Origin of the sequence: Bacillus cereus group sp. MYBK101-2 (assembly GCF_051918845.1) — a bacterium.
Taxonomy (GTDB): domain Bacteria; phylum Bacillota; class Bacilli; order Bacillales; family Bacillaceae_G; genus Bacillus_A; species Bacillus_A paranthracis.
Map to the genome: position 1 here is coordinate 134,947 of NZ_JBQAIE010000011.1, position 16,838 is coordinate 151,784.

Sequence of the window (16,838 nt, forward strand, 5' to 3'; positions counted from 1 at the left end):
AAATTCCCGTCTTTCCCAAAAACTAACACAAGTAAATGATATATGTTAGGGGTGAGAAAATGTTCGGTTTATCATCTAAGAAATCCAAAAAGAATAGTACAAAAACAATTTGTTCTATTCCAGAATTTATAAAAAGCATGAAAGAATCTAGCGATTTTGTCTCCTATAACGTACTTGACGATGACACGTTATGCTTGTTTTATTATAAATCTGTCGTGGAAGCACTTATTATTAAACAATTTATTTTAACTCCTCTAAAAAAGGAATCTGAACAAATCCAAAACATCTCTGATTTATGCAATATTGTCTCTATTGAAGATATTATTACCTCTCCTTCTATTGATGATATTCGTGAGAAATTATTAGGTGGATATATTTTAATACGCTTAAAAAATAATTCGAATCCCGATCAATATGCTTTAATTCGCGCCGAAAGTACTGTTTTAGGAACACGATTATATAACGATACAGAAAATGAATATAGCGTAATCGGGCCTAAAATCGGTTTCGTTGAAAACCTTGATACAAATATACACTTATTACGCCGAAATATTGTAACAGAGCAACTCATTTTTAAAGAAGTTACCGTCGGATCTATGTCAAAAACGAAAGTAGCTGTTGCTTATATAGAAGGCGTTACAAATGAACAATTTATCAACACCGCAATACAACGGCTAGAAGACATTGACTTCGATGTCCCATTTGATGCAACTATGATTGAGCAATTTATTAGTGATAATAGCAATTCACCTTTTCCTGTTCTATTACCTACAGAACGATTAGATCGAGCTGTATTTGCTTTAATTAACGGGGAAGTTTTAATTTTAACAGATGGCTCTCCATATGCTTTATCAGGACCAACAACGTTACTAGATTTTTTCATTTCACCAGAAGATTATTATTTACCGTGGATGATTGGATCGTTCTTTCGTGTTATTCGTTTTTTCGGGGCTATATTTTCTCTTTTTTCCTCCGCTATTTATACAGCGGCTTTAACATATCATTATCAGATGATTCCTGCCGATTTACTAGGTCCTATTATTTTCTCGAGAGCTAACGTACCTTTCCCTCCTATTCTAGAAGCACTCTTTTTAGAAATTACAATTGAATTGCTTCGTGAAGCGGGAGCACGTTTACCGACGAAAGTAGGACAAACAATTGGTATTGTTGGCGGGATTGTAATTGGGCAAGCATCTGTTGAAGCCGCTTTAACAAGTACAATTTTATTAATTGCAGTTGCTTTATCCGCTCTTGCATCTTTCACAACACCGACTGTAAAAATGTCTTCTACTATCCGGTTGTTACGATTTCCGCTTATTCTTTTAGCCGGCGCATTCGGAGGATTAGGCCTTATTGTCGGATTTGTATTTATTTTAGCTCATTTAATTAAATTAAAATCACTTGGATCACCTTATTTATTACCTTTATATCCATTTCGTGGTTTAGGTACAGCAGAAGGTTTTCTTCGATTACCATTTAGTCAAACAGCACAAAGGCCTTCTTTCCTTAGACCAAAATCAAAATGGCGCTATAATCCGAACAAAGTGAAGCAAAAACGTGATGGTGATAATGAATGAAAAAACTTTTCTTGTTCCTTATTATAATCTTTTTTGTTCTACAAACTGGCTGTACACAAACGTATATAGTGGATACACAGCGCATTATTCATATTGCTGGATTTGATATTACAAAAAACAAACAATTCCAAGGGACGATCTTATTCCCAGAATACACGCATGGTGTAAAGTCTAAGCCTGAGACACAATCAACATCTGCTCGTTCACTTGAAACAATCGCTTCACGATTGAATGCTAAATCTCCTCACAATGTTGTTGTAGGTCAAATGCGTGTCGTCTTATTTGGAAAGGCTCTAGGAGAACGTGGAATGGGAGAAATTATTACTAACTTACAACGTGATCCAAATATAGGACGTGATGTACAACTAGCAATTGTAGATGGATCAGCTGAAGAGCTTTTAAATTACGGAAAAAAAAATGGTTCTTTATATATTGCTGATTTACTCGAGCAAAATATAAGAAATGAGAACATTCCACAAACTGAATTAAATGTTTTTTTATATAATTACTACTCTTCTGTATGTGATGCCTACGTTCCTTATATAAAAATGGGCGATAATCATTCCGTCGCTGTCAAAGGACTTGCCTTTTTAAAAGGCGATAAAGTCGTCATGTATACGGATAAAAGACATTCTGTTTTAGCAAAACTGCTAATTAATCCTACCAAAAATGGGCGTTACGAAGCAGCGATAACAAAGGATAAACATAAAGGTATGGTTGTTATACAAAACTTAGCTGGGAAAAATAAATATGATATAGATCAAACTGGCGACATACCAAAAGTAAAAATCCATTTAAAATTAAATGGTTTAATTAAAAACTCTCCTAATTGGATTGATTTGAGAAAAGAAACAAATATCAACTATATAAAGAAACAAATTGAACGCAATGTTGAAAAAGACTGTGAAGATTTAATAAAACAATTTCAAAAAAAGGAAATTGATCCTTTAGGCATACGCGATGAAATTAGAAGTCATACGAGAAAATGGAATATAAAACAAATTCGAAATATGTATAAGAACGTCGCCGTAGATATAAATTTAGATCTTAATATTGTACAATCTGGAATCGGGGAATAGTGAGGTGAAATAAGCAATGAATACAATGAATAAATCAAAGACAGTCTCTCCATACTTTGCCTTTATATTATTACATTCGCTTCAAATTGGAATAGGAGTTCTTGGGTATCAACGTGTAATTTTAAAAAACGCTGGTTATGATGCCTGGATTTCTCTTATTATTGCGGGGATTGCAACCCATATTGTGCTGTTTTGTATGTTAAAAATGTTAGAAAAAGAGGGAGATTTAATTAGCATTCATACAACAAGTTTTGGAAAATGGTTTGGCTCTATATTTTCTGTCATTTTCACTCTTTATTGCTTATTATTCTGCCTTACTGTTCTTCGTACATATATGGAAGTGATACAAGTTTGGATTTTCCCTACCATTAAGTTATGGAAACTTACCCTTATGTTTTTATTAGTCACTTACTACATTATAAAAGGTGGGTTCCGTTCTGTGACAGGGATATGTTTTTGGGGTATTGTACTTCCTATTTTCGTTGTATTCTTTTTAGTCTATCCAATGAAATACGCTCATTTCCGTAATATTTTACCTATTTTTACACATTCACCTTTTGACATGCTTATATCTGCAAAACAATCTGCATTAGAGTTTCTCGGCTTTGAAACAATCCTTATCTTCTATCCATTTATTGAAAAAGGTAAGTCTTTAAAAAGATGGGCTCATGCAGGAATTTTTTTTAGCACTTTGATTTATGTAGTTTTAGCTATTGTATCTTTTATGTATTATAGTGAAGGACAATTAAATCATACTATTTGGCCTACTTTAACGATGTTAAAAATAATTAAAGTTCCTTTTATTCAACGGTTTGAATACATTATTATTTTTGTTTGGTTTTTAATTATTTTGCCAAACCTTTGTTTAACCATTTGGTCATCATGCCAAACGATGAAGCGTTCATTTCATATTTCATTTAAATTTACATTACCGTTTTTTATTTTCATCGTTTTTACAGCTTCTTTATTTTTTAAAAACCGTGAAAGTATCAATACATTAAATACAGTCCTATCTCAAGCTGGTTTATATATTGTATACGCTTATATCCCGGTTTTATTTCTATTCCATTCGCTAAGATGGCGCTTCAAAAATCAGTCGAAAAAATCTTCACCCGACACACCATAATCTCTGATACAATTTGATTAATACATTTGTAAAGGGGACAAGCGTATGAAGAAATATGTATTTTCTTTACTTGCAGTACTGAGTTTAATTCTTGCTGGATGCGGAGCTACTAGTACAAATGAAAAAAAATCATCTGAATCAAAAGAAGAGCACGACCATGCATCGCATACTCAGCAAGCTGACATTCAAGAGAAAACAAAAGGAGTCGACACACTTCCTACCTTCCTAGACAAGCTTGATCCACAAATGAAAGATATCTACACTGTCGCTGGACAAAATGCAGAGCTATTAGATTGGATTCCATGTTACTGTGGTTGCGGTGAAAGTGTAGGACATAAAAACAATAAAAATTGCTTTATTCGTGAAATTAAAAAAAATGGTGAAGTTGTTTGGGATTCCCATGCAACGACTTGCGTCAATTGCCTAGAAATTGCAGTTGAATCTGCTTCGATGAAACAAAAAGGAAAATCAACGCTTGAAATTCGTAACTATATCGACAATAAATACAAAGAAGGCTATGGAAAACCAACACCTACGCCAATGCCAAAAGCTTAAAAAACGAGGAAACACCTCGTTTTTTTTCATTCACTTTTTTTCTTAACAAATTCTTTCAAGTGTATTTCTCCTTACTTATCACACACTATATATAACTCTCGGTAAGGAGGGTACACAGTGCAAACATATAACGACTATGATAAAGCTCTCTATTACACGTATTGCTGTAATTGGGATAAATTACTCGTTCTCATGGTTCAAACGAACGATCAATTATTTTCTAAGCGTATTGAGCATTTTTTACACGCTTATCAATACAGTAAAGAACTGCCAGAAGTTGATAAACAATTGCAGCTCCTATTTCAATATATTGACCACGCATCCCAAAAGTCACATATAGAAGAAGTAGAGCAAATTCAAATGTAAACTATAGCGCTATTCTCTTCTGGAGAATAGCGCTTTTTTAAAATGTTCATATCAATAAAAGTTTCCCCTTATAAAACTTTTATTGATAAACATATTTTTTCTTTCTTTTCTGTACCACCTCATACTATAATTTAGTATGTAACTATTATAAGAGAGGTATAAAATATGGGACGAGAAAAAAAGCAAGAATATGCTTTATTTACCGCGTGGGGAGCTTCTTTTATTGCTACACTAGGAAGTCTATACTTTTCCGAAATCATGAAATTTGAGCCTTGTGTCCTTTGTTGGTATCAACGTATTTTTATGTATCCATTCGTTTTATGGCTCGGTATCGCTGTAGTAAAAAAAGACTATCGCATCGCAAATTATTCTTTACCAATCGCAAGTATTGGTGCTTGTATTTCTTTATATCACTATGCAATTCAAAAGATCGCAGCATTTTCAGCTGCTGGGGCAGCTTGCGGCCGTGTACCATGTACGGGAGAATACATAAACTGGTTCGGCTTTGTGACAATCCCGTTTTTAGCACTTATCGGCTTTATTACAATCGCTGTTTGTAGCTTTATTGTCATTAAAAACAAATAAGGAGATGAAAGAATGAAAAAAATACTTATATTTGGCGGTATTATTATCGTTTTATTTGCGGCAATGTTTGCTGTAGCACAAATGGAAAAGAAAAACGCATCGACAAATGAAAAAGATTACTACTCAAATAAAATTTCTCTTGAGGATCTCAATAAAAATATAGAAGATAAAAAAGCACAAACGATTTACTTTTATCAAACGTCTTGTGTTCATTGTCAAAAGGTCTCTCCTACTGTTGTACCTTTAGCAAAAGATTTAAATGTTGATATGAAAGTAATTGATATTGAAAATTTAAACGAGCCTTGGGATAAATACAATATCCAAGGAACACCAACAATTATTCATTTTAAAGATGGTAAAGAAGTAAGCCGTATTAGCGGCGAACAATCAAAAGAAAAGTTCAAAGAATGGTTTGAACAAACGAAAAAATAACGAGAAAAGGAAACTCCTTCTACACATGAAATGGACGTAAAATTCCAAACTAATGTATAAGGAGGGGGTTTTATGCCAGAAGTAAAATGTTCTGTTTCCAATTGCTCATTTTGGGGACAAGGTAACTTTTGTCAAGCAAGTGCAATCATTGTTCAACCAGATGCTGAAGAAACGGGTTCGAATACAAATGATTCGTATACAAGCGCAGTTTTAACAAACGAGACGCTAGAAAGTTCTGTAACAACAAGTGTTGAAACTTGTTGCCATACTTTTAAACCAAAATATTAACAATTATTCCACCTCATATACGTGAGGTGGTTTTTTCTTTCCCCCTTCTTATTTACGTCTTCTCTAATTCTCCCTATAATAAAGTTAACATTTTTATGAATACGAAGGTGAAATACTATGGCTAAAACAATTGCAGATATCGCCAAATTGGCTGGAGTTGCAAAAAGCACAGTTTCTCGTTACTTAAACGGTGGATATGTAAGTGATAAAACAAAACTTAAAATCGAAAGTATTATTCAAGAAACAAATTTTTCTCCCAATACATTTGCTCAAAGCTTAAAAGCAAAAACAACAAATTTAATTGGTGTTATTATCCCCCGATTAGACTCCTTCGCTACAATGAAAACACTTATCGGGATTGATAATACGTTACAGGAAAATAACTATCAAATGCTTGTAGCAAATGCAAATCAAACAATTGAAACTGAAATACAAGCAATGGAAAACTTTATAAAACAAAGAGTAGCTGGCATTATTTTATTAACCAAAACTTTAACAAATAAGCATCAACAAATTATTGCTAATTCAAATATCCCTATTTTATTCGTTGGGCAAGAATATAAAGATCAATATTGCCTCGTTCATGATGATTATGATGCAGCTTATGAGTTAGGAGCATACGTATTATCACAAGGTCATAGAAATATCGCCTATTTAGGAGTAGAAAAAGATGATATTTCTGTTGGTATAAATCGAAAAAACGGTTTTCAAAAAGCCATTGAAAATTTAGAACCAACTTGCAGTGTTTGTTATTACGAAACATCTTTCCAAATAGAAGATGCCATGAAACAAGTACAACATATTTTAGATAATAATCGCCCAACTCTTATCGTATGTGCTACAGATAATATCGCTCTTGGCGCAATGAAAGTTATTCACTCCCACTCCCTTTCTGTACCAGGTGATATTTCTGTAACAGGATTTGGGGGATATGATATTTCAGAAATGGTACACCCTAGCTTAACGACAATTGCGTTTGACTATGAGTATGCTGGAAAGCTTGCTGCCACTTCTCTTTCACAGCTTGTTGAAAACAAAACTATACCAAAAATATTACACTCTCGTTATACATTAAAAATCCAAGAAAGCGTTGACAAAATATAAAGGCGCTCTATAATAAAATTAAAACCGGTTCCACATTTTAAAAACAGGATTTTCAACATCATTTCCCTGTTTTTTATTTTAACTTATTACGGAACCGGTTCCATAAAAGAGAATTTATAGTAAGGGGGAATTTTTATGGATATGAAACAAATTGCAACTCAAGTATTACAGAACATTGGTGGAAAGGAAAACATTGTTCGTGCCACACATTGCGCGACTCGCCTTCGTCTTATATTAAAGGATGATACGAAAATAAACGCTGCAGAAATCGAAAACATCGATGGAGTAAAAGGTGCTTTCGCAACGACCGAGCAATATCAAATTATTTTTGGAACTGGCATAGTAAACAAAGTATATGATGAATTCTCAAAACTAATTGGGATAGCCGAACTAGATTCTACAACATCAAACGATATACCTAAGAAAAAAATGAATCCTATCGCCCGCCTAGCAAAGACACTATCCAATATTTTTGTTCCAATTATTCCAGCTATCGTCGCAAGCGGTTTACTTATGGGTCTACTCGGAATGTTGAAAGCGTTTAAATTAGTTCCTGGAGATCACTCACTTATCCAATTACTTGATATGTTCTCAAGTGCAGCTTTCATTATTTTACCTATTTTAATTGGAGTGAGTGCCGCTAAAGAATTTGGTGGAAATATTTTCTTAGGTGCAGTTGTTGGTGGTATATTAACTCATCCAAGCTTAACAAACCCTTGGACTCTTTCAAATGCAAAACCAACTGTTTTACATTTCCTTGGTATGGATATTGATATGATTGGCTATCAAGGTACTGTTTTACCTATTTTATTATGCGTATATGTTATGAGTACAATTGAAAAAGAACTTCGAAAACGTGTTCCGAACTCTTTAGATTTATTAGTTACACCATTCTTAACAATTATTATAACTGGCTTTTTATCACTTATTATTATCGGACCAATTGGATATAAAATCGGTGACGGCATTACGTACCTTTTAAATACAATTTATCAATTTGCAGGACCAGTAGCTGGACTTATATTCGGCGGATTGTATTCAACAATCGTTCTTACTGGCTTACATCATAGCTTCCACGCTATTGAAGCGGGCTTACTTGCAAATAAAGATATCGGTGTCAATTTCTTACTCCCTATTTGGTCAATGGCGAACGTTGCACAGGGCGGTGCTACTTTAGCAGTTTATTTCAAAACAAAAAACAAAAAAACGAAAGAAATTGCAATTCCCGCAGCAGCCTCAGCATTTTTAGGAATTACGGAACCAGCTATTTTTGGGGTCAATTTAAAACTTGGTAAACCATTTATTGCAGCCGCTATTGGCGGCGCAATTGGAGGCGCTTACGTTGTTTGGATGCAAGTGGCGGCTAATGCATACGGTTTAACAGGTATTCCGATGCTTACAATTGTTGCACCTCTTGGCATGATGAACATGATTCACTATATAATTGGCTTCACTATTGCAGTTATCACTGCTTTTGTTGCCACATTCATTTTATATAAAGAAAGTAAATAATAACGGGGTAAAAACTATGTCAAAATATAAAACAATACTGCAATCTAATAAAGACGAATTACATTCTTTATATGAAATTGCAAACCAAGATTCATGGAAACCAATTTATCATATCCATCCACCATTTGGATTAATGAATGATCCTAACGGTGTATCATACTACAATGATGAATATCACGTTTTTTATCAATGGTATCCATTTGGTCCCATTCATGGAATGAAGCATTGGGGGCATGTGAAGTCAAAAGACCTTATTAACTGGGAGCGTATGCCTGTAGCCATCATCCCTACTGAAAGCTATGAATCACACGGTGCATATTCTGGTAGTGCTATCGTAAAAGATGGCTTTCTTCATTTACTTTATACAGGGAATATAAAAAATCCTGATGATTCCCGTGATGCAAAACAATGTATGGCAACAATGGATTCACAATATACGATGACGAAATATAGTAATAATCCCGTTATTGATATAATTCCTGACGGATATACAAAACATGTACGTGATCCAAAAGTCTGGAAACATAATGATATGTACTATATGTTACTCGGTGCCCAACGTGAAAATAAAACAGGAACTCTATTACTATACAAATCACAAGACCTATACAATTGGCATTTCCAAGGCGAAATTACAACAAATTTAAAAGAATTTGGATTTATGTGGGAATGCCCCGATTACTTCCAATTATCAGGGAAAGATGTACTTCTCTTTTCACCGCAAGGAATTGAAAAAGACGGAGAAAACTTTCACAATGTATACAATGTCGTTTATGCTATAGGCCATTTCGATATTAAAAATTTATATTTCCATGTTGATTCCTATTACGAAGTTGATAAAGGATTCGATTTTTATGCTCCTCAAACTTTAGAAGACTTTACTAGTCGTCGCCTATTGTTTGCTTGGGCAGGATCAAGTGAAATCACATATCCTTCTGATGATTATATGTGGGCTCATTGCCTAACAATTCCACGTGAATTAACATTAGAAGATAACATCTTAAAACAAAAACCAGTTTCAGAATTAACAAAACTACGAACAACAAAAAAAGAAATCTCAGGAGATATAACAGCTGGATTAAATGTATTATCAACGCTTGATGATGAATGCTCCTACGAATTAATTGCTTCCCTTAAAACAGAAGATGCAAAGTGTTTTGGGCTTTCTCTCTTCCACAATGAGGAGGAATGTTTTCCAATTACATTTAATCGGGAACAAGGTACTATTTCTATAGACAGGGGCAACTTCTACCATCAATTTGGCGGAGAATATGGATTTGAACGCTGTAAAAAAATCGATATTCAAGATACGATAGAACTACAAATATTTGTAGATAAAAGCATCGTGGAAATTTTCTTATATGATGGTTCAACAGTCTTTACTTCCCGAGTTTTTCCTCGAAAAGACATGAAACATCATATCGCAATCTTTTCAGATGCAAAACTAAACTTTACCATCACACAATATAAGCTGAAAAGAGGAATTATATGAGAAATGTCTTTTGTATAGGTGAACTATTAATTGATTTTGTGTGCCGAAATACTAACGTTTCTTTAGTAAACGGTTCAGATTTCGAAAAAAAAGCTGGTGGAGCACCCGCTAACGTTGCTGCTGCAATTACAAAATTAGGTGGACACGCTACATTTATGGGCCAAGTAGGAAACGACCCATTTGGTGATTTTCTTGAACAAACTTTACAGCGTGCGCAAGTCGACACTTCCATGCTCATAAAAGATAAACAAACAACACTTGCATTCGTATCCATAGATCAAGATGGCGAACGTGATTTTACTTTTATGCGTGGTGCAGATGGTGAATATCAATTCAATAGCATTGATTTATCAAAAATACAAACGAATGATTTAATACATTTTGGTTCAGCGACAGCTTTACTATCAAGCCCATTAAAAGAAACGTATTTCCAGTTGTTACAACATGCGAAAGATAACGGCCATTTTATTTCTTTTGATCCAAATTATCGAAGTGCACTCATTACAAATACAGAACAATTCTCTCAAGATTGTCTAACCTTTATAAAACATGCACACTTCGTAAAAGTAAGTCAAGAAGAGGCTACTATGCTCTCTAAAGAGAGTGATTTACAACAAGCTGCTCTCAAATTATTAAATTATGGCGCAAAAGTAGTAGCTATTACACTTGGAAAAGACGGTACCCTTCTAGCGACAAATGAAGGTCAAACCATTGTCTCTTCTATTTCTATTCAACAAGTCGATACAACTGGTGCTGGTGATGCTTTCGTCGGAGCAATGTTATATCAGATTGCCCAAAGTGAACATACACTTTCGTATCATTTCAAAGACTTAACAGCGTTTATCTCCTTTGCAAATAAAGTAGGCGCTATCACATGTACAAATTACGGTGCAATTGCCTCCCTTCCATCATTAACAGATATAAAAGCATACGACTAATCGTATGCTTTTTTACATCCCCCTCCAAAAATCATGCATAATAAAAAAGTATAAAATAACGAGAACGGCCGTCCCGCATAACGTAATGCGCCGATATATACTCTTCTCCCCTTCTCTCGCCTTAACAAACGCCCAAATAAATCCGAAGAACAATATTAAATCAACATATGGAACATAAAACGAAAAGACGAGAAACGCATACAAATACACGATAAATAAACAGGTCGTTACTAAGAAAACTTTAAACGCAAATTCACTTTTCATAATGTAACCGCCCCCTATCTGTACTGTATTATATTCAGCAAAGTACAATAGTTGCAGTTAAACTGGAAGTAGAAATAAGCTACCGTCTATAATACGGTAGCCATTACGGAACATTATATTTCCTTTTATATATATTACTTAAAATCGAAGAAGGAATTTGCTCATAACGAATTTTTTCTCCTGTTTCATCGACAATATACAAATTGTTTCCTATATAATATATTCCATCTTTTCGTTTTGAGTACACTGCATATCTTTCGTTTGGCAATACCATTTTCACTTTCGTTAGCTGTCCATTCGGTTCTTGCCAATATATATCCACGCGATCTACTAACGTAAGCATACCAATTTGCTCTTCTTCTACTTTACGACCATTCCAGCTCACAACACGATAACCAAGCTTATTCGCTTCATATTCCGGGCTCGTATGAAACCGAGAAATAATTACTTTCGTCTGTAATTGAACTCGGTCATATAACCACTGTATATCCCTGTCATGCATACGAATACAGCCATTTGATTCCCTACTTCCAATTGTCCATTCCCGATTTGTCCCATGAATCGCATATTCATTTTTATCTAGTCCAAGCCATCTCGTACCAAGAGGATTATTCGGTGCACCACCAGCTATTTTTTTTCGATGATATTCTTTATTTTTAAATTTAGTTATAATACAAAAATTACCTTCAGGTGTAGGAGTACGATCTCTTCCAGTTGTTACGGGGAATGTTTTTGTATAATTTCCATTTTCAAAAAAAGACAATTGGTTTGTCGTAAGGTTCACTAATATTAGATGATCTGTATTAGCCAAGGCACTAACCGGTAGGATGAAAAATAATAGTATGATGAAACATAACTTTTTCATTTATATCCCCCCTAGCGCTCACTATAATAAGTGGAATTAACTTTACTTTGCTCTTATAAATGAAAACTATCCATTTACAATAACGCCCCCATTTACGTGTATCATTTGCCCGGTAACATAGGATGAATCATCAGACGCTAAATATACGTATGCTGGTGCTAATTCATATGGTTGGCCCGGTCTTTGCATCGGAACATTGCTTCCAAACTGTGATACTTTTTTCTCATCAAAGCTCGATGGAATAAGTGGTGTCCAAATCGGTCCTGGCGCAACACCATTTACACGAATCCCTTTTTGCACTAATGACTGAGAAAGTGATCTTGTGAAAGCAACGATTGCCCCTTTCGTTGCGGAATAATCAATTAACGTTTCATTTCCTTCGTATGCAACGATAGACGCGGTATTTATAATGACATCCCCTTGCTTTAAATGAGAAAGTGCGGCTTTCGCAACGTGAAAATAAGAAAAAATATTAATACGAAAAGTCTTTTCTAGCTGTTCTGCTGTAATATACTCTAGTCCTTGCTGCGGATATTGCTGTGCGACATTATTTACTAAAACCTGTAAACTACCTAGCTGCTGGACGGTCTCTTGAACAACATCTTTACAATGCTGTTCATCACTTAAATCACCCGGCAACAATACACACTTTACACCTTCTTTCTCAACATACTGCTTCGTCTCATTAGCATCTTCTTCCTCATCTAAATAAGCAATCGCAATATTTGCTCCCTCTTTCGCAAAAGCGATGGAAACAGCTCGTCCAATCCCACTATCTCCCCCTGTAATTAATACATTCTTTCCTTTTAACTTTTCGCTACCTTTATAATTTGGATCTTCAAACTGTGGTAGAGGATTCATTAATGATTCAATACCAGGTTGTTTATTTTGATGTTGCGCTGGCATTGTTATAAAGTTTTTTTGCTGTGGCATAGCTTCTTTCAACTCCTTTTCCTTATAATGTGCATAATAAAAACTGAAATTCGCACATCAAGTTACGATTAATATTCGAATTTAAGACACAAAATATGAATTGTTGTAAACTTTTTATGCAAAACTATTGCAAAATAGATAAAAAGCGAATATTATATATAACTGTTGTGAAAATTATTCGTAAACAGAAAGGATGTTTATATGTTTAACCTTTCAAAACATAAAACTTCTATTAAAACTGAAATTATGGCAGGTATTATTACCTTCTTAACAATGGCATATATCATTGTCGTAAACCCAGTCATCCTTGGGGATGCAGGTGTTCCATTTGAACAAGCATTTACAGCAACCATTATCGCTGCTGTTGTCGGAACATTATTTATGGCGATCTTTACAAACTTACCAATCGCAATTGCACCAGGTATGGGATTAAATGCTTACTTCTCTTACTCTGTTGTAAAAGCTCATGAAGGCATGACTTTCGCAATTGCATTCTCTGCTGTATTCGTAGCAGGTATGATTTTAATTTTGTTATCATTCACATCTTTCCGTACAAAATTAATGGAAGCAATTCCTGAAAACTTAAAACATGCAATTACTGCTGGTATCGGTCTTTTCATTGCCTTTATCGGTTTACGTTTAACAGGTATCGTTACAAAAAATGAAGCAAACTTAGTTGGACTTGGTGATCTTCACTCTGCTCCAGTACTACTAGCATTAGCTGGACTTGGAATTACAATTGTCCTTATGTCTTTAAATGTAAATGGCGCACTATTTATCGGTATGCTATTAACTGGTATTATCGCTTTCTTCACGGGACAATTATCATTCTCAAACGGTGTTACATCAATGCCTGGATTACCAGAAGGCATTATCGTTTCAAACCCAATTACTGCTGTATCTGATGTAATTAACTACGGATTATACGGCGTTGTATTCTCATTCTTCCTTGTTACATTATTCGATACAACAGGTACATTACTTGGCGTCGCTCAACAAGGTGGATTTATGAAAGATGGAAAGCTTCCAAAAGCTGGACGAGCTCTTCTATCTGACTCATTCTCAGCAACAATCGGTTCTATGTTCGGAACAACACCATCAACAGCTTACATTGAATCATCTGCTGGTGTTGCAGCTGGTGGTCGTACTGGTTTAACAACTGTTACAGTAGCTGTTTTATTCGCACTAGCAGCATTCTTCGGACCATTAGTAAGTGCCGTTTCTGGTGTATCAGCTATTACTGCACCATCATTAATTATCGTTGGTAGTCTTATGATGGGTTCAGTTCGCCACATCGATTGGGACGCATTTGATGAAGCATTCCCAGCATTCTTAGTAATCTTAAGCATGCCACTTACATCAAGTATCGCAACAGGTATCGCACTTGGATTTATTTCATACCCACTTATGAAAGTGGCAAAAGGTAAGTTCCGTGCTGTTCACCCGCTTGTGTATGTATTTGGAATCTTGTTCGCTTATCAATTAATTTTCTTACCACATTAAAAAAGTAGAGCATCGAAATTCGATGCTCTACTTTTCTTTTATAACAATCATTCAAACTATAACAGTCCCTCCAAAATATGAAGGAGCTTATAACCATTTAATACTTCTCTTCTACCTGTAATTCTTTACTATACTTTTGAATGAAAACTGACGAAACAACCATTACCATCCCTACACTAAATCCAATAAGCTGATCCAGTAGCATTTCATCCTGAATGAACCAACGTAGTAGAAATACCCCACCAAAAATAAGCATCATAGTAAATCCAGTATGTCGAAGTCCTTTATATACATTTTCCATATGTATCACCTCTCCATATACTTTTATCCATATTATACCACGCATCCATCGAGCAAACATATCGTCCTCTGGCAGTATGTAGCTACCTTTTGATCGTGCGTGACAACTAGAACCGTTTTTCCTTGTTTATTAATTTCTTTTAAAATACTCATAATTTTTTTCCCATTTTCTTGATCAAGAGCACCAGTCGGTTCATCAGCAAGTATAATCTTTGTATCTTGTGCTAAAGCCCTTGCTATTGCTGTTCTTTGCTGTTCTCCGCCTGATAACTCGTAAGGATATTTGTTAATATGCCTCTCCAGCCCTACCATTTTCAGCATTTCTTTTGATATTTGCATACGTTTCTTATGAGAAATTCTTCTATATACAAGCGGAAGCATCACATTTTCAACAACTGTATAATCACCTAATAGCGAAAAGTTCTGAAACACAAATCCAACTTCCGTGTTTCTATACTTATGATAGTTTGACTTGAATGTACTCGTATCCATTCCATCTAAAAAATACTTTCCAGCAGAGGGACTATCGATTAAGCCAATAATGTTAAGAAGAGTAGATTTCCCCGAACCAGAGGGCCCCATAATAGCTATCATTTCGCCTTTTTCTATTGTAAGATTAATATCCTTTAACGCACTAAAATTATTCTTTCCAAAGCCTTTAGCCACATTTACGAGTTGAATCATCTACAACACCTCTTTCATATATGTATTTTTTATTTTTAATACATTGAAATAAATGATTGTATATATAATGAAGAGCATTACAATTGATAACATACTTATAACAATCAATGATTCTTCAGAAACTTGTAACGTTCCAAAAAAAGATACGGTACTAGTTTCTATCTCTTTTTGAATTTCAATCGTCCCGCTATTCTCCCATTGAAAATACGTAATTCCTATACATATCGATAAAATAAATAACAATATATACTCAATAATAAATGGAAGACATATTTGAAAAGCACTTGCACCTAACGCTGATTTAATAGAAATATTTTTACGCTCCCTATAAAGTGCTGCCATTGATATTAATACAATAGATAGAAATGAAAAAAATAAGACTATACCGCTTAATAATAATGGGTATGACATATTATCAATACCCTGCTTTTCGTTTTCTAACAATTTATTCGGATTTGTAACGTAATACGAATACCCCTTACCTTCTGTTACCTTTAATACTTTCTTTTGAAATTCATTTATATTTATCTTCTCATTTGTTTCTATAATTAACCCATTGTATAACAGGTCTATACTATAGAACTCTATTTCTTCTGTTCCAATTGGTAAAATCGCCATGTCATCTAACAATGTAATACGATTATCCGATATTTCGCCGCTCCGAGGATATGTAAATGGTGAATTTTTTTCTAAAAAGCCAATTACTTTTAGCTTCATTTTTCCAGATGGTATAACATCACCAATGGATACTTTTTCTTTATAATTAGCACCTAATATAACAGGTCTAATATCAAATACGGATTTATGAAATTCTGATTCCTCAAAATACCTTCCTTGTGAAAGTCGGATATGAAAGTACTTATTAATATCTTTATCAATAATAAGAGTCTTTATCGTTTCACTTTCTTTTTTTAAGCTAAATGAATAGTTACGGAACAAATAATTTGTTGTATTTGTTATTGGTATCGTATTAGATAACCCTTGCATGAATTGTTGATAATCACTTTTCGCTTTTTCTTCGCTAAACAATGTTATATCTTGCGTCGCATAAAGTTCATAGAAACTTTTATGAGTCGATAAATTATTTGCTACTGTCATCATTTTTCGATATCCCGACAGATTACTAATAAATTCTATAGCTGAAGAAAATGAAATAATTAAAGAAATTACTATAATCAAACTTGGTAACAACCGTTTTTTCATAGACCGTATAGAATCAAATATAAAAAACATGA

The 16,838-nt window shown here is 34.3% G+C and carries 19 protein-coding genes; 13 read left to right on the forward strand and 6 right to left on the reverse strand.

What is annotated here, in order from left to right:
• Positions 1-59 precede the first annotated feature (59 nt).
• The 12 genes from ACTFSI_RS20030 (at position 60) to ACTFSI_RS20085 (ending at position 11,054) form a co-directional block, all read left to right on the forward strand.
• Positions 60-1,577, forward strand: coding sequence for a spore germination protein (locus ACTFSI_RS20030; protein ID WP_000467475.1), 1,518 nt, complete (start codon positions 60-62; stop codon positions 1,575-1,577).
• Complete coding sequence (locus tag ACTFSI_RS20035; protein ID WP_000732618.1) at positions 1,574-2,656, forward strand: Ger(x)C family spore germination protein; 1,083 nt, start codon at positions 1,574-1,576, stop codon at positions 2,654-2,656. Before ACTFSI_RS20030 ends, ACTFSI_RS20035 begins: the two co-directional genes overlap by 4 nt.
• 16 nt (positions 2,657-2,672) lie before the next feature.
• On the forward strand, positions 2,673-3,782 hold the full coding sequence (locus ACTFSI_RS20040; protein WP_440045597.1) for a GerAB/ArcD/ProY family transporter: 1,110 nt from the start codon (positions 2,673-2,675) through the stop codon (positions 3,780-3,782).
• Between the two features lie 45 nt (positions 3,783-3,827).
• Positions 3,828-4,337: a PCYCGC domain-containing protein gene (locus ACTFSI_RS20045; protein ID WP_000761019.1), complete on the forward strand. Its 510-nt coding sequence runs from the start codon at positions 3,828-3,830 to the stop codon at positions 4,335-4,337.
• Between the two features lie 117 nt (positions 4,338-4,454).
• Positions 4,455-4,703 carry a YhdB family protein gene (locus ACTFSI_RS20050; protein ID WP_001195458.1) on the forward strand — a complete coding sequence of 83 codons (249 nt, stop codon included), beginning with the start codon at positions 4,455-4,457 and terminating at the stop codon, positions 4,701-4,703.
• Positions 4,704-4,868: 165 nt separating this feature from the next.
• A complete protein-coding gene (locus ACTFSI_RS20055) occupies positions 4,869-5,288 on the forward strand; it encodes a disulfide formation protein C (protein WP_000532254.1) in 420 nt (139 codons plus the stop codon).
• Positions 5,289-5,300: 12 nt separating this feature from the next.
• Positions 5,301-5,720, forward strand: coding sequence for a thioredoxin family protein (locus ACTFSI_RS20060; protein ID WP_000721874.1), 420 nt, complete (start codon positions 5,301-5,303; stop codon positions 5,718-5,720).
• A 72-nt stretch (positions 5,721-5,792) separates the two neighbouring features.
• A complete protein-coding gene (locus ACTFSI_RS20065) occupies positions 5,793-6,008 on the forward strand; it encodes a DUF1540 domain-containing protein (protein ID WP_001115394.1) in 216 nt (71 codons plus the stop codon).
• A 117-nt stretch (positions 6,009-6,125) separates the two neighbouring features.
• Positions 6,126-7,112: a LacI family DNA-binding transcriptional regulator gene (locus tag ACTFSI_RS20070; RefSeq protein ID WP_001140405.1), complete on the forward strand. Its 987-nt coding sequence runs from the start codon at positions 6,126-6,128 to the stop codon at positions 7,110-7,112.
• Positions 7,113-7,247: 135 nt separating this feature from the next.
• Positions 7,248-8,624, forward strand: a complete 1,377-nt coding sequence (locus tag ACTFSI_RS20075) for a sucrose-specific PTS transporter subunit IIBC (protein WP_000367325.1) — start codon at positions 7,248-7,250, stop codon at positions 8,622-8,624.
• A 16-nt stretch (positions 8,625-8,640) separates the two neighbouring features.
• The gene (scrB, locus tag ACTFSI_RS20080) at positions 8,641-10,116 is read left to right on the forward strand and encodes a beta-fructofuranosidase (protein WP_440045598.1); all 1,476 of its coding nucleotides are present in this window, start codon (positions 8,641-8,643) and stop codon (positions 10,114-10,116) included.
• A complete protein-coding gene (locus ACTFSI_RS20085; protein ID WP_440045599.1) occupies positions 10,113-11,054 on the forward strand; it encodes a carbohydrate kinase family protein in 942 nt (313 codons plus the stop codon). The genes scrB and ACTFSI_RS20085 overlap by 4 nt, the downstream gene beginning before the upstream one ends.
• A 12-nt stretch (positions 11,055-11,066) precedes the next feature.
• On the opposite strand, the gene ACTFSI_RS20090 is transcribed toward ACTFSI_RS20085, so the two are convergent.
• The 3 genes from ACTFSI_RS20090 to ACTFSI_RS20100 all read right to left on the reverse strand — a co-directional run bounded on the left by ACTFSI_RS20090 (position 11,067) and on the right by ACTFSI_RS20100 (position 13,116).
• Entirely contained in the window at positions 11,067-11,318 is a 252-nt protein-coding gene (locus tag ACTFSI_RS20090; RefSeq protein ID WP_000834195.1) for a hypothetical protein, read from the reverse strand.
• A 103-nt stretch (positions 11,319-11,421) separates the two neighbouring features.
• A complete protein-coding gene (locus tag ACTFSI_RS20095; RefSeq protein WP_000732014.1) occupies positions 11,422-12,183 on the reverse strand; it encodes a L,D-transpeptidase in 762 nt (253 codons plus the stop codon).
• Positions 12,184-12,249: 66 nt separating this feature from the next.
• On the reverse strand, positions 12,250-13,116 hold the full coding sequence (locus tag ACTFSI_RS20100) for an SDR family oxidoreductase (protein WP_139895764.1): 867 nt from the start codon (positions 13,114-13,116) through the stop codon (positions 12,250-12,252).
• A 201-nt stretch (positions 13,117-13,317) separates the two neighbouring features.
• Between ACTFSI_RS20100 and ACTFSI_RS20105 the strand changes: the two genes are divergently transcribed.
• Positions 13,318-14,619, forward strand: coding sequence for an NCS2 family permease (locus tag ACTFSI_RS20105; protein WP_000482726.1), 1,302 nt, complete (start codon positions 13,318-13,320; stop codon positions 14,617-14,619).
• 97 nt (positions 14,620-14,716) lie between these two features.
• Here ACTFSI_RS20105 and ACTFSI_RS20110 read toward each other — a convergent pair whose 3' ends face one another.
• Genes ACTFSI_RS20110 through ACTFSI_RS20120 form a run of 3 tightly spaced genes read right to left on the reverse strand, consistent with a single transcriptional unit; the run spans position 14,717 to position 16,836 of the window.
• Positions 14,717-14,965 carry a hypothetical protein gene (locus tag ACTFSI_RS20110; RefSeq protein ID WP_014481573.1) on the reverse strand — a complete coding sequence of 83 codons (249 nt, stop codon included), beginning with the start codon at positions 14,963-14,965 and terminating at the stop codon, positions 14,717-14,719.
• Entirely contained in the window at positions 14,953-15,603 is a 651-nt protein-coding gene (locus ACTFSI_RS20115; RefSeq protein ID WP_000615501.1) for an ABC transporter ATP-binding protein, read from the reverse strand. Before ACTFSI_RS20115 ends, ACTFSI_RS20110 begins: the two co-directional genes overlap by 13 nt.
• On the reverse strand, positions 15,604-16,836 hold the full coding sequence (locus ACTFSI_RS20120) for an ABC transporter permease (RefSeq protein WP_440045600.1): 1,233 nt from the start codon (positions 16,834-16,836) through the stop codon (positions 15,604-15,606). It abuts the gene before it with no gap.
• Positions 16,837-16,838 lie beyond the last annotated feature (2 nt).

Coding starts and splice junctions, on each gene's coding strand:
- ACTFSI_RS20035 (WP_000732618.1), top strand. CDS start 1,574: ATGAAAAAACTTTTCTTGTTCCTTATTATAATCTTTTTTGTTCTACAA.
- ACTFSI_RS20095 (WP_000732014.1), bottom strand. CDS start 12,183: ATGAAAAAGTTATGTTTCATCATACTATTATTTTTCATCCTACCGGTT.
- ACTFSI_RS20075 (WP_000367325.1), top strand. CDS start 7,248: ATGGATATGAAACAAATTGCAACTCAAGTATTACAGAACATTGGTGGA.
- ACTFSI_RS20105 (WP_000482726.1), top strand. CDS start 13,318: ATGTTTAACCTTTCAAAACATAAAACTTCTATTAAAACTGAAATTATG.
- ACTFSI_RS20120 (WP_440045600.1), bottom strand. CDS start 16,836: ATGTTTTTTATATTTGATTCTATACGGTCTATGAAAAAACGGTTGTTA.
- ACTFSI_RS20040 (WP_440045597.1), top strand. CDS start 2,673: ATGAATACAATGAATAAATCAAAGACAGTCTCTCCATACTTTGCCTTT.
- ACTFSI_RS20085 (WP_440045599.1), top strand. CDS start 10,113: ATGAGAAATGTCTTTTGTATAGGTGAACTATTAATTGATTTTGTGTGC.
- ACTFSI_RS20055 (WP_000532254.1), top strand. CDS start 4,869: ATGGGACGAGAAAAAAAGCAAGAATATGCTTTATTTACCGCGTGGGGA.
- ACTFSI_RS20060 (WP_000721874.1), top strand. CDS start 5,301: ATGAAAAAAATACTTATATTTGGCGGTATTATTATCGTTTTATTTGCG.
- ACTFSI_RS20110 (WP_014481573.1), bottom strand. CDS start 14,965: ATGCGTGGTATAATATGGATAAAAGTATATGGAGAGGTGATACATATG.
- ACTFSI_RS20070 (WP_001140405.1), top strand. CDS start 6,126: ATGGCTAAAACAATTGCAGATATCGCCAAATTGGCTGGAGTTGCAAAA.
- ACTFSI_RS20100 (WP_139895764.1), bottom strand. CDS start 13,116: ATGCCACAGCAAAAAAACTTTATAACAATGCCAGCGCAACATCAAAAT.
- ACTFSI_RS20030 (WP_000467475.1), top strand. CDS start 60: ATGTTCGGTTTATCATCTAAGAAATCCAAAAAGAATAGTACAAAAACA.
- ACTFSI_RS20065 (WP_001115394.1), top strand. CDS start 5,793: ATGCCAGAAGTAAAATGTTCTGTTTCCAATTGCTCATTTTGGGGACAA.
- scrB (WP_440045598.1), top strand. CDS start 8,641: ATGTCAAAATATAAAACAATACTGCAATCTAATAAAGACGAATTACAT.
- ACTFSI_RS20045 (WP_000761019.1), top strand. CDS start 3,828: ATGAAGAAATATGTATTTTCTTTACTTGCAGTACTGAGTTTAATTCTT.
- ACTFSI_RS20115 (WP_000615501.1), bottom strand. CDS start 15,603: ATGATTCAACTCGTAAATGTGGCTAAAGGCTTTGGAAAGAATAATTTT.
- ACTFSI_RS20090 (WP_000834195.1), bottom strand. CDS start 11,318: ATGAAAAGTGAATTTGCGTTTAAAGTTTTCTTAGTAACGACCTGTTTA.